This is a genomic window from Chitinophaga sp. 180180018-3, from assembly GCF_037893185.1.
Taxonomy (GTDB): Bacteria; Bacteroidota; Bacteroidia; order Chitinophagales; family Chitinophagaceae; genus Chitinophaga.
In genome coordinates, this window is the sequence record NZ_CP140772.1 from 7437536 (window position 1) to 7451432 (window position 13897).

Annotated in this window: 11 protein-coding genes; 2 read left to right on the forward strand and 9 right to left on the reverse strand. The window is 40.4% G+C overall.

Annotated features, from left to right (window positions below; genetic code table 11):
- Positions 1-145 precede the first annotated feature (145 nt).
- On the forward strand, positions 146-4150 hold the full coding sequence (locus UNH61_RS29410) for a hypothetical protein (protein WP_326995590.1): 4005 nt from the start codon (positions 146-148) through the stop codon (positions 4148-4150).
- Between the two features lie 218 nt (positions 4151-4368).
- Positions 4369-4707 carry a hypothetical protein gene (locus tag UNH61_RS29415; protein ID WP_326995591.1) on the forward strand — a complete coding sequence of 113 codons (339 nt, stop codon included), beginning with the start codon at positions 4369-4371 and terminating at the stop codon, positions 4705-4707.
- 253 nt (positions 4708-4960) lie between these two features.
- Here the strand turns inward: UNH61_RS29415 and UNH61_RS29420 are convergent, their stop codons facing one another.
- From UNH61_RS29420 to UNH61_RS29460, 9 genes are all read right to left on the reverse strand, one after another.
- Positions 4961-5893, reverse strand: a complete 933-nt coding sequence (locus tag UNH61_RS29420; RefSeq protein WP_339071592.1) for a hypothetical protein — start codon at positions 5891-5893, stop codon at positions 4961-4963.
- Between the two features lie 344 nt (positions 5894-6237).
- Entirely contained in the window at positions 6238-6852 is a 615-nt protein-coding gene (locus UNH61_RS29425; protein ID WP_326995593.1) for a hypothetical protein, read from the reverse strand.
- Positions 6853-7273: 421 nt separating this feature from the next.
- Positions 7274-7684 (reverse strand): DsrE family protein, encoded by a 411-nt coding sequence (locus UNH61_RS29430; RefSeq protein WP_326995594.1) that lies wholly within the window; start codon positions 7682-7684, stop codon positions 7274-7276.
- Between the two features lie 41 nt (positions 7685-7725).
- Entirely contained in the window at positions 7726-8700 is a 975-nt protein-coding gene (locus UNH61_RS29435) for a c-type cytochrome (RefSeq protein WP_326995595.1), read from the reverse strand.
- Entirely contained in the window at positions 8697-9398 is a 702-nt protein-coding gene (locus UNH61_RS29440) for a hypothetical protein (RefSeq protein ID WP_326995596.1), read from the reverse strand. The genes UNH61_RS29435 and UNH61_RS29440 overlap by 4 nt, the downstream gene beginning before the upstream one ends.
- A gap of 255 nt (positions 9399-9653) precedes the next feature.
- Positions 9654-10466 (reverse strand): helix-turn-helix domain-containing protein, encoded by an 813-nt coding sequence (locus tag UNH61_RS29445; RefSeq protein WP_326995597.1) that lies wholly within the window; start codon positions 10464-10466, stop codon positions 9654-9656.
- A 1610-nt stretch (positions 10467-12076) separates the two neighbouring features.
- On the reverse strand, positions 12077-12238 hold the full coding sequence (locus UNH61_RS29450) for a hypothetical protein (protein WP_326995598.1): 162 nt from the start codon (positions 12236-12238) through the stop codon (positions 12077-12079).
- A gap of 13 nt (positions 12239-12251) precedes the next feature.
- Complete coding sequence (locus UNH61_RS29455; protein WP_326995599.1) at positions 12252-12797, reverse strand: hypothetical protein; 546 nt, start codon at positions 12795-12797, stop codon at positions 12252-12254.
- 81 nt (positions 12798-12878) lie between these two features.
- The gene (locus tag UNH61_RS29460; protein WP_326995600.1) at positions 12879-13679 is read right to left on the reverse strand and encodes a lipid II flippase Amj family protein; all 801 of its coding nucleotides are present in this window, start codon (positions 13677-13679) and stop codon (positions 12879-12881) included.
- Positions 13680-13897: the final 218 nt, after the last annotated feature.

The following is a 13897-nucleotide window of genomic DNA, read 5'->3' on the forward strand; positions in this document are numbered from 1 at the left end:
TGGGATACGACCTGCTTACGAACTATTTGCCTTTACTTTAATTATATTTGACAGTTAATGTAATTCCAATCTCTCATTGGAAATAATTTACATATAATAGTTATTCTCAGTATCGCTTACCCCTTGATCTGTAAATCCTGTGTATATGCACCATGATCTGAACGAACGGGCGTACCGTATTTCCGAAGAAATAGATTTTATAAAGCCTTCCGTAATAAAACAGACAGACGAACTTTTGGAGCAGGCTGACTTAAAATGGAACTTATCATATTTGCTTGCCCAAATTCTCTTACATGCCAAACCTTTATCTGGATATAGCTTTAATGAGCAGGGTTTGCAAGAGGCAAAAGTAATATTCGAAAGGAGTAGCTCCTTTGTTGTCGATATTGACGGTCTAAAGTCCAAGTACTGGCTGCGCAACGTATTGGGTAAGATTTGCATACCATCCAGTATCAGATATGCGATAGGTGTTTATGATCGTATAAGATATGCGGAGGCAGAACTAGTTTTCCTAACAAATACCTTTAATCAAGATGCAAAATTATCAGCTGAGGAGCTCTCGCACGCAGTAGTGCTCTACTTACAAGAGAAGGGTATTGAAGTAAACATAGAAAATGCAACTGTCGCTGGATTCCTTTATTGGCGCGAGATAGAACAAAGCTACTCAATAGGTCCTTTACGCGAGTACGAGCAGCTCCTTTCAATGGAAAAGGATTTCGCTTTTCTTAGTTACTTAAATTCCAATATAGGGGGAGATTTTCAGTTTGAAATTGAAGCTTCAAAGTACGATGAGCTATGCCAACAGCATAGAGCCTATTATCCTGCAGTTGATCTACAACTCATTTTAAAATCAGAGACGATAAAGAGGGATGGGAATCGTTGTCTGATTCAGTTTCAACGTAACATTGATAGTAACGTCTTTGATAAGAGTTATGCATTACTTTTTCAGTTTATGGCAGAGGAGGATGCTGATTTACCTACGAACCGTCTGGTCGCACAGTGGCTGGAGAAGGTTTCATTATTAACGGAATCAATTCATGCACCGGACTTTCTCTCCAAGACTTATAGAGATATGATGCTGGATGGATCAATGTTATTGCTTCTTTCAGAACAAGATCTGGTGGGCACTGAGCAGGAATATGCAAAGGTGATGCTGGATTGCCTGGAACGACGTCTTGACTTTTTAAAAATAAATGCGCCTTGGATAAATTATAGCTTTTCTAAAGAAAATGACATTTTTAGTCAATATCGGCAGCTCGTAGAAAAGTATGGACACAATGGTGGATTACCACTCGGCCAGAGCTGCAGGGCTATGATAAGCTCACTAATCCGAATAGTAGTCAAGTATGACTATTTGCGGAATCCGGTCAGAGTATACAAATTATATGAGCACGCTTTGGAGCGTCCATATTTGCTGTATAGCTTGGGATGCTGGATTGCCTGGATACAGCCATCTGTTATTCCTCTTCTGTCGGTAAACACTAGTACCGCCTCTTTGTCGCTGGTGCTTTATAGAGAGTTCAGACAGCATAATGAAAGAGTGAAAGCAAGTTTGCTAGATACTGAAGTTTCGATTGTTGCAGGATTGTTTCAGTTATTACTTGATACATTTCTTAGGACACCTCATGCCTCAGGAGAAGAAGGTGCTCAAGCTATCCACCAAGCATTATTTGAAGTTTATGGGCAATATCATTGGTTTCTTCAGGCCAATCCAACTGAAGCGAACAAGACGAGACTGCGATATTATGAGCAGCTGATTAAAACGTTTGAGAGTATTCTTTCTACTCATATCATTGGATGTATAATGTATAAAAATGCTGTCGGTATTAAAGAGTTACTGACTGCTGTTATGACTCAGGAGCTAAATGAGTCATTGAGCAACAGACATCTTCTGAAACTGCCAACTATAAAAATGGAGTTATTGGCGTTTTTACTGCGGTTATCAGATAGCCATTCCATGACGATATTAGTTTCGGATCTCCCTGGTTTGAAAAAGAATATGGTAAGCGAGTTTTTTAAATCGTATGCGCAGATATTAGAGACTCAAGCAGTTGATGGTTGGGACTTCACTAATAATAAGGAAGGAAAATTTATACCAGTCCTTGGTGTAAATTATGCGGCATTTAATCGTATGCCCTGGGCAGAAACATTTGTTACTTTTAACGGATTGCTGTTATTGGATGACTGGCTGGATGAAGTCCGTTTGGGGATCGCAGGGAAGCTGGAAGGTGAAAAAAAACACTTCTTAATATCCAAGGTCCAAGCCTTTATTCATGGACTACTATTGGTCCATAAGGCCCTTAGCACACGCGAATATCGGTCGGATATTGGAAGAACGGGGACTATAATGAAAGTAGAACAGGCTTTGGCCAAATGGATACAGAAGTGGTCCCATGATAGCGTCGAGCATGGGGGGATTGATATATTTAGTAGCGCTTATGAGAATAATAGATTTCAGTATAAGCAGGAGTATCTTTTGCCCAAGATAGCCGTAACAGTAAATTATATGTCTGACGTGGTGAAAAATGATATATTCCGCGCGTTATTTCGGAAAGACAGTCTTTCAAAAGCGCTGCATATGCTAGAATTTATCACCAAAAGCAGGGATAGGCAGCTATTGGTAGATAAGATAGAGCAGCAGGATGTTCTAGAGTACGTTAGCCATAAGTATTCTTATGAGGTGGAACATGTACTCAGCACGCTAGCAGTGCATGAGGAGTTCAAGCAATTGGCTAAGTCCGTACTTGAATATTGGGTAATTAGTGAAAAGGCAGATGATCTGAACGCTTCACCAGAGAAAAAGATAACCGCTTTCAGGATAAGGCTACTCCTGGCTTATTTTGATGGTAACATTAATGAAATTGAAAATATTATTAATCCTGGATTTGACCGGTATTATAGCTCTGGTTATGGACAAAATTTCCAACCTGAGGAAACACGTAATTTTTATAAAGGACTGCTGGCAGCGCAGCGAAAAGAATACGAAAAAGCAATTACCGTTTTTAACACCTTAATCAATGATACCAGGTCTATCAGACCTGAGTTTGCGGTCAATCGGTTCCATTGCCGAAATGAAATAGCGATAAAAATAAGAAGCCAGCAGGACAGATTAGAGGCATTTGAGAATGCCATCAAGGAATGGGATGATTATATCAGTAAGATTCCGGAAGGTGATATGAAAGAGAAGTTTGATTTTGTCAGTGAGAGTATCTGGTTCAACAAGTTATTGGCATTTCTTGAAACAGGTAACCGCCAGGCATTTAACCGTACTTATCTTGAGCTAGAGCTCAGTCACAGGATGTTACCAGCCTTCCTGGAACTTTATATTAAATACCTTACCCGATTTAGCGAATATGACAAGGCTAAACAATTATTGATTGAGGCGCTTGAATATCATCGAATGGAGGATGGATCGGTTCCCGATTCAATAAAAGCTTTACGTCATCTAGTTGAGGAGAAGGAGGATTTTGAGAGAATGAGATTCTACTACCAGGATATAGTCAGCAGATCTCCTCAAACATTAATCAGGATACTTCCCGAAAAATTAAATGGCGGCGCTACACTTGAGGAGTTTCTCCTCCGGGAGATTTGCGGTGCGGTTAATGACCTATTAGGCAATATTAACGCTATCAGAGAGATTGGTAAGGAGGATAAGTATACTGATCTTGTAAAGATGGTTCTTCGGGCAAGAACCAGAAATTGGGACTGGAACATAGGTGGTGATAGAGGCGGATACTCTGCGCCCAAAAGTGCGAAAGGAAGAGAACCTAATCCGGGAGAAATTGACCTGATGATTTCAGAAGCCAATAACGACCATATGGCGACTATTGAAGCACTTATTCTTAATGGGACCAATCGAAATCTTGTTCTTGATCACGTAATGAAAACGTTCAACTATGATCACCGGAGAAAATTGTTCTTTATACTTAATTACTATCAAGGAAAATATTTCGTAGACCACTGGGGTGATTATAAGAACTACGTTTCAAACATATCCTATCCGACTGAATTTCCAATTTTAAACGAGGCCTTGGAAGATCTATCAGGACCTTTTACCAATCATTCAGTGAGGGTCGCTATTGCCAAGCATGACAATGGTCTGATTATTTATCATTTATTCATTAATGTTGGATATAAGATTGAAAGCTAGCAAAATATCTGGCCACAAATGAAAGAGAAATAGATAATCCGGATTATTTTCCTTTTTTCGATTTCTCTTTTATTCAATTGCATTTACATGATGATGCTGATAGGTTTTATCATAAATTAGATCATAATGTTTCTTTTTAAAATAATTGCTTTAACGTTGGATTAACACTTTTGTCGTGGAGACTTTCTATATTTTCAGAATAAATAATATTAGATATTATGGAGTTAGATAAAAATCAATCCGGTGTACCTGCAATTCCCAAGTTTCTTCCTTCATTGGCAAATGGACATATTTTTATCACACACACTTTAGAGCCACAATTTGTGGGTAGAGTACGTTTCAGTAAAAAGGGGAATTGGCTAATTAATTTTCCCTCAGCAGATGATCCCAACGAATTGCAAGACATTATTGATGTTGTAGATGAAATGTTAGAATACTGCAATGAGATCATTCTACCATCAGTGAAAGCAAAGGGCTATCAAATCGGAAAAACTGGATTATTAATACCTCCCGATAGAAAACCTATTGAAGATCTTGACTTTATCGAAAAAATATAGCCTGTAGACTTCGTCTGGATGAGTGGATTTGAACTACCAAAAAAGCCTGACTAAATATTCAATTCGTTACAAATTTCCTCCAAATCCTCCAAGAAATTCGACATCTCTCCCTTTCCACGGTGCCTGTAAGTAAGTTATTTACGGGCTTTTCTTTCTCCAAGCTTTTTGCTACAAAAATCCTCTACTGGCATATAGCTTATAAACTTTTTTCTGATCGAGGCATAAAGACCGGCATCATCCTGGCCGTTAGGAATCAAAATTTCAACTTTGTCAATTCTCTTAATTTTTTAAAGCCGAAGTTTCTAATGATATAGCCTATCATTTGGGGAGGCATTAAAGTAAGCGCTTGGGGGCATGTTAAAAAATATCCATGTTCTTTACAATGCAGCTTGTAAGTTCTAACCACCTCTTCTATTGTATACTTATTGCGGGTATAGAATTGGGAAACAAAATTAAGTCCTGATTTTTCCCGTGCTATTTTCAAAGTAAGCCCATGGCGATTCAGGCAGCCGGCTAAGCGAGAAAATCCGTCGTTTATTAGTTGTTGGCGTGTAAGAAACTTTCTATATTTTTTGCAGACTCTCCTGTAGTCTGCAATTGCCTGTTCTTGCAAGTATTCCCGTCCCCGGAAGCGACGCAGAGAAAACCCCAGCTTACATCGCCGACGAATAGCTTGGAAACCTTTGTGTTTGGTGATTGCATGTGCTAAGCCCCGTAGGTTCATTTCATAAAGTTCTTTCCTAGTCAAATACTTATTATAGTCTACACAAAGCTGCTTGTAGTCGGCAATTGTTTTTTGTAGGGTATAATACTCTCTGGACACCTGTCGGAATTTGATTTGCAGGCGTTGCGCAATATCATATGTTGTACCATGATATTTATAGATAGCATTGGCCATTGATGCTTTACCCGCTGAGTACAATTCCTTAATAGTAGGCATTCTCCCAAATCGGGAAATAAACGGCTGTAACTCTGTTTCTATATTTTTGAAGTCAGCCCAATAAGTAGGGGGCTTAATGCAACTATCCCTGCGAAAAGCAGATGATCTTGTTGGCTGAAAATCTATTTTGCCGATAATCTTAAGCACCTCCTCTTCAATCCATTTAATTCGTTGGCAAAACAACTTTTGTGGTAAAATGATATATTTCTTTTTTAGCTGTTTGTATATCTCTATCTTCTTCGCCATTTTAACTTCATAGGCGTTACTATTAGTCCGATTATATCCCGCTATTTCTATATACGTTTTCCCAATTAGGAAATCACACTTATATAGATATTTCTTGGAAATTCTGACGTGTACCTGGTGAGGTATATTATATTTAAAAAGAATGTTATCAAACACACACTCGTACGAGCTCTGCAGATAATGTCCGTCATTTGCCGGGAACAGCCGCTCAGAGCGCATGTTAAGTAATTTATAAAATTTGGGGTATCCGCCATTTTGGGATATCGCTGATGATAGGTCATTACGTTCTATCATCTTCAAGAGCGACGCGTTGGGAAAGAACCCATATTCTTCAATGATGGGTTTCAAATGCTTAATATAATAATGGACTCGTCTGACCAACGGACAACCTCCTTTATCGGGATACCAGCAGCCTTTTTAAAATTTGTCAACGTCCCCAACCTAGTACTAGCCCACGCTAAACCATTTTTACCTAACTCCCTCAAGTTAGCAAGTGTTATGACATGGCCAGCCTGATGAAGTTGTTGCAATTCCCGAATCACCCTAGCCTTTGTCCAACTCTTCTTTTTTAGTTTAATGCCTAATTTTTGCTTTTTATTCAACATTTTTAACCCACCATGCCTACTTATCGCACTTATTAAAGCAAACATTTTCTTTTCGTGCATGACTCTGAAAATCGCCATGTTTTCCAAAAGCTGTTGATTCTGCTGACAAAATTTTCTAAGCTCGGCTACTGTATTCTTTTTAGTCCAATAGCCTGGTGGCCTTCTCTCGTTAATGATCCCCATCTCTGCGTGAAGGTTTCGGAAGTTTTTAAAGTACTTAGGGACAGCATATTGAGCTAGTTTCCTATATCCTGTCTTAATCATTAGGCTTTTGGTAGGAACAATTGCCCATTGCCTGTAAAGTACTAGGCATTGAGTCAAAATACCTTCCCTGCTCCATTTTTCTCTCGGCATAACAACGAGACTTTATAATGAAAATAATTGCAGAAATTCTATTCTTATCCCTTTTCCTTCTTTGCAGGAATAGAAGAAAGGAGAAATTCTGTAAGCGTTCTTCTTTGGAAGCTAAAGAAAACCTAGAACCTTATAAGTATACTTACAACGAAAATGTTACTTCCTATAATCTGGTATACTACCGTAGAACCGATGGCTGGCTTAGGCTTATTATACTATACCTCATATCAAAACGTTCGTCTGTAAAAATTCAATCCACTGCAAATTTGTTCAAAATCCTTCAAAAAAGTCGACCTTTCCCCGCCCCTTTCCACGAAAGAAAAGGTCATCGAAAGATGGCCTTTTTTTATGCCCGGAAATGTTGGTTCAACATTTATTATGCCGCACGGAGCTCTGACCTCCGCGGGCAGATCACAATTTATTACTGCGCTACTTTGATATACCCCCACCCTTCACGCTGTTTGGTGACTATTTCATAAATGGCATCCGGCACTACTTGTACACCGGGGATCAATTCACTGGCTACTTTATTATTCCGCTTCATAGTAGCACCGCATACTTTTACGCTCACATTTTTATTGTTCAGCAATTCTGTGAGGGCAGTGGTTATTTTGGATTTATCTTTCAAAACCATATCCAATGCCTCGCCGTACACAGCTATCTCCAGCTGTGCATCCGGGCTACCTTTCAAAATACTGTTCACTTGCCGCATTACCGTGTTATGATCCGCTACCGATTTGCTGGTAATATCAAATACTACCTTGTAATCAGCCTGGGCATAAGATGCGAGATATACAAGCAAACATCCCACAAGTATGAATAGCTTTTTCATGATCATATTTTTACCTGAAATGATGAATATCAACCGGAAGTTTATTTAATGCGCCACTTGTTTCTTTGATCCCGGATAGGGCCAAAAGGACCGTATTTATGCTGTTGCTCAGAAAAGGTATCGCTGAACGGCCCGAAAGGATGATCCACCGGCTTCGTGCTTACTACAGGCCAGTCTTCGGGGAATTCTTTAACAGGACGAGGTTGTGAATTTACAAAGGCAGCTACATCCCACGCTTCCTCGTCGGTTAATTGTGGTTTACTATAGTCCGCGCCAAACGGCATATTGTTTTTTACATACCCGGCAAATCTCGATATCCTGTAAATGCCAGCGCCTGTATTATAACTGTTCTCTCCCCACAAAGGCGGATACTCAATTGCCAGCGTGTCTGATAATGTCTTGCCACCTCCATTCTCCCCATGACATCTACTGCATTTCTGTATGTATACCTGTTTACCTTTTATGGTATCTGCCTTTCTTTCCAGGTAGGCGATTTCTTTTATTCCGCTTCCGGGCGGCTTGTATCCCTTAGGTACATCTTTCCCGAGCCATCGTATGTAAGCTACGATCGCCCTGAGCTCCCGGCTGTTACTGTCGAGGGCATTGCCATTGAGGCTTCGGATCAGACAATCATTCACTTTTTTTTCTATTGATTCAACCGTGCCGCTTCTTTCTCTGAATTTCGGGTATGTAGATGCCGTTCCGCCATAGTTGTTTCCCCAGCGTTTGGTGCCCGCATCCAGGTGGCAATTCTGGCAATTCATACCATTGCTGATGGCCGCTATTTTTCCTCTTGGTCCCAGGTATATGGAAGTATGCACAATAAGATCCCGGCCATAAAGGATCATGGCTCCATTTGGTGTATATGGAATCATGGCTGTATCGGGAGCCATCCACAATACCGTGGTTAAGTTTCTTCCGCGTTTTGTCTGGCAGGCGAAAAACATTTTAATAACAACCAGGATCAATCCCAGCAACACCATCCCCAACAACACCCGGAAAAAAAGCTTTTTCATCCCGCACTACAGTAGCCACAATTCCGTTCCTGAGCACGGCCTACAGCCCAGACGCCGGAAGGCACTAATTGTATTCCTGGTAAGATTCCATCTATCCATTCTTTCTTAACCTCAGCAGCATCGAGCGACATGTTTTGTGCTACCACCGCACTATACACTGTCATTGCCATGTTACATACACAGAATAATACGCCGCTGGCCTGCAGTTCATTGATTCCGATAGCAACCTCTCCAATACCCGGTACTTTGAAATCTCCTGGTTTAGGCTCCCAGAACGGATTTCTGACTGCCGGCGCTTTTGTGGCAGGATCATCTGCCTTAAATACCTCTCCAAATTTATATTTCTCCCATAGCTCACTCTTCATAGCATACGGAATCCCTTCATGACGTAACACCACCACCACACAGCATTCTTTTTCGGGCGTTCCTGTAGCTGCATTGGTCATTAAAAACACCTTAGGCCAGGCAAAGGGCAATATGTCATGCGGACGAACTACATCCAGCACCATTTTGTGTTTACCCTTGATTTTATTCAGCCATGCCTCGGGGTCTTCGAGACCAGTTTTATTTTTTCCAGAGGTAAATGCCGCCTGCATATCTAAAGGAACAAAAGAAGGTATGGTCAACACCGTTGCTCCTGTAATGATTTTTCCAAGAAAATCACGGCGGTTGGTTGCGTCGTTTTCGATATAACTCATATGATTGCTATTTTGGTGAATGCAATATTTACCAATAACAACTGCTATTGCTAATAGCAGGCTGTCAATCGTCTGGCATTAAAGGATAGCAGGAATTCAAGGAAACGGTCAAAAATATAAGGAGATGCATTTTCGACACAGTTAATACGGCTAAATCTTCAACCAATGTTATCATTGCTTAACCGTATTAACTTGGGGAAGTGATGCTAATTTAGGAAAATAAGAATGGGGACTATCGGATAAAAGTGACAAAATTTAAATCCCCAACGCCTGCTCCAGGCTACTGCGGAAGCCGGGATATTCATGTGGCAAACATCCCGCGAAATGTCTGAACTCATTGATAAAATGAGTTTGATCGCTATACCCGAACCGGTTAGCCAATAAACACCATTGAATTTTTTTTTCTTTTTCCATGTATTCAATCGTTCGTCGGAAGCGCACAATGCGACAAAATGTTTTCAGGTGGAGCCCTGTTTGTTCCAGAAAATTTCTTTCTAAAGTACGTTTAGTAAGGTAAGTGCCCGACTCCAATTGCCGGATGGTAATATTACCATCTGCAGCATATATCATCCGTATTGTCTCATTCAGATTTCTTGAATATTTTCTTTCGCTTAACAATTGCCTGATAAGAAATGCCTCCAGAATAGCAACCTGTTGTTCTCCGTTACTGCATTCCCTCAGCTGCTTCCCTAATTCACGCATTTGAGAACCGATAATAACTGATAGATCTATGCTTTTATTGGTGAAATTAGTTGCCGGAACATGGAAGAGTTTAAACCAACCGCCTGGCTTAAAATTTACCACAAGGTTTTTCATTCCTGTATAAATGCAGCGCTCACAAACAATATCATTGGGTCCTGTAACACTTTCTGATGCTACATATTCCTTATTAGTAACATCATAAACCTTATCCGGCGGACCTAAATTAAATTCCAGACTTTGTATAAGATGTGGTAAGATGATCATGTTCCGGCTGTCTTCTTCCCGGAAATCGCTTTCCAGGATTAAGGAGGAAAGAATATAATCCTGTAACAACCTGTGCGGCCGGAAAGATTGCACCTTGAACATATTCAAACGCTTTATAGATACCAGATATCTGAAATATCAAACTGCTCTGAAATAGTTAATAGTAGCCCGAACCAAACATGAATTCATATGCAAATATAAGCATCATTATCTATCCTATAAATCGCCGGTTCGATCCCTGTTCATATCACAGCAAAAAGTTTCTCTGCCGGCGTCCTTTTTTATTAAGATCCCGGACAACATCCCCATTACCGGCAAATCTTACTTTCAAGATCCACCGCAACCAAGCTGGCTAATCACTTCTTAGAAAATTAATTCTTTAAACAGCACTGGTATCTTAAATGCCAATTGGTTTGTTCAAAGCTTATTAAATACGCGGTACAATGAACTGATGAATGATGCACTCCTCATCGCCCTGAAAAGCCGGGGGAATGGCGCAGTCACCGCACCATTCCTCTTTCTGATCCCGGCTGGGTTACAAACAATGGTAACATATTACCCCAAAGACCTAAACCTCTCATAAAGTTGGCCAATAAAAACATAACTTACCCTTTTTGAAATCTCAGAAAAATTTCTCCTCTCTCCTTAAAAATGAACTTCCTATAAAATACTCGCTCCCTTCCTCTTATATCCCTCCTTACTGTTTCTGTTCGCATTCCCTATCTGTTTTCTGTTTACATCTAACAAATACCCTAAGGCCATTATTTATTTCTATCCCTGATTTTTTCTTACGCAAATACAGCGCGTACTCATTAACTACTTTTACACTGTTAACCCCAAAGCTTGTCCCTAATACCCGTGAACACAGCAAGAGATCACCGTACGGAGGCGCTTGTTAAGCTTAATTTTCCCGTCCAGCTCATCTGGAAACACGACCGGGAATATAAGCCTGGCAGCATCTCTGAAGCGACGGTGATCTCTTTATTTGCTATGTTATTTTTTGATTATTGCACATGGTCTACAAACAACGGATTTACAAACAACGAAATTTCTATGTACCCTTTTCAAAATATAGGTTGGTTTTATTTGTTAATATTCTTTGGCTCCCTGATTCATAATACATTCTTCCGGTTCATAAAATCAAAGGATGAACGCCGTGCTGATGGTGACAATTTCTGCTACTAGTCTTATAAAATATTGGCCTGTCGCGGGGTTACCCATAACAATGCTATATCCGGCTCTTTTCTTTTTCGCTATAGCTGTTTCATTATACATTAATGAATACAGTTCTCCATAACAATCTACAGTTATATAGCTCTAATAATATTCTATTACACACCTGAAACATAGAAAGTACTATTTCAGTAATTAAATATTTCATAGCTATTTTTAAAAAGTCTCCGGATCATCCATTATTTACCTTCTTATAAATAGCTTCTTTCCCGCTGCAGCACTATATTTCATCAAAAACATCCAACATTTAACCCAAGTGTTCGCCGCAAATTTCGTTTGTATAAAATTGGCTAATCAATATGTATAACTTCCCGCAACAACCACTCTCTTTGCTCAAAAATGCTCTCATCAACTATGCTGTCACCGCACTTCCACAAACACTCGCCTGGCAGGTAGCCCATGCTTCTTCCAAACAACCAGCCATACTTTTTCCATGCGGAAACACTGCGCCTTCGCAAATCTGTGTACTAATAAAAACATCATGGCTTTGCGTCTTCCTCCACATCATTTCCTGGCACAACCCCTCCTGTCCACAGGTACAGCCCCATGAAATACACTTGTGTTTTACCCAGCACACCCCTGTATATCTCCCGACACAATAATTTCCCTCCCACCACGCGGCGCGTGGCAGTAACACTCATCTTTTATCTCTCATCACACCTCCTCCCGGTTCGAAAAAAATCCTCTGGATTTTGAAGCAGGCAACGATAACTCCCGCAACAACTGCACAATCTCTCCTACCCGCTCTTTAAATCGTTGCCGGGATTGCGTAATCAGGCGATCCAATACATAAATATTGCTGCTTTTCACCTCCTGCCGAAACAGCTCCATATCCTCATCACAGATCACTTTCTTGTCATTCCAGCTGCTATACAACATCAGGTAATGCACCTCGAAGCATAACTCGCTGAAAAATGACAGGATCGTTCTTGCATCCCGGGCGCTGTCATCAAAAACAAGACTGACAACCACCAACAGGCACGCTTCCGTATCACGATGATGCTCAATCACCGATTTTATACGCGCCAGATAATCCCCGGCCCGATAATTATGATCCGAATTGTTGATCACAATATAATCGCCGGTACCGAGTCCTGATGCCTGAATCGGCCCTTTAAAGGGAAAAAACAACCTTCGCTCGAATATCTCTGCGAGGGTCTTGGTTTTGCCTGTATGCGGGTAACCAACTATAACAAACAATTTTCTTGGGTTAAAATTCATACTGCAAGAAAACAAGAAAAAAGAGGAAGTCTGTTAACGAAATCTAAATAGCCTAAATAGCTAAACTTTCTCCGCCAGGTGAGCTATCAACTGTGCAGCCGGCAGGAATAATACCTGCGCCACCAGGGTTCCCAATATACGCGCCAATACCATATAAGACACATATCTGCTGAATGCCCCTTGTGATAATTTTCCCAACACTACATCATCTGTAAGCATAGATAAATGCGGATCTATAAATAGTGCCATCAACACCGTTGCAATACCATTTATTACCCCCGACAAATTGCTGGCCGTTGTCCTGTATTCCGGGCTCAAATAGGCAGCATATACGCATGATAAAACAGCTATTGTTATAATAGCCGTAGCCAGGACGTTATAAATAAAAATACGCCAGGGAAAATCCTTTCTGTCTGAAAGCATCACCAGGGTTTCTTTTGCCGGCATCCTGAGACTTTCCTTCATGAATTGCATGCCGGCACCCGATAACCCAAGATAAAACAGGCGGGGAATAGATCTGTGGACACTGAAATTAGCCACCGCTCCCGTCATCAATCGCCGGAAGGTAGGAATCAATATTGCTCCCAATACCGAGCCTATGGTGCAGGACAAAATAATATACCTGAAAACAGCCTCATTTGATGTAACCTGATGCTTCAATCCATCCTCCACCGTTTTTGCCAGTAATGGCGCCTGAAACGTATTAGCAGTACGGGATAATAATACCAGTATATTGAATAGCGAAAAGGTTATTGCAATTCTGCCTGTTCTGACCCCAACAATTCTTACGGCATATGATAATGTTGTGATCAGGTTGATCAGCATGGTAAGAATAAAAACGATTATAATCTGGGTAGACATATCTGTATCCTAATATTAATACAGCTACTAAAATAATCATTATTCTATTCTCCGCCTTTTCACCGGATTCGTAGCTGCAAGGCGAATTCACATTTCATTCCCACTGGAAACCAGGCAGCCTCCTCCCTGTTATAGATAAAATTATATCCGATCAGATAACCATTTTAACAGTACGCCATTAATTATATAATTTGCAATTAACATAAAGCTTTGAGCTG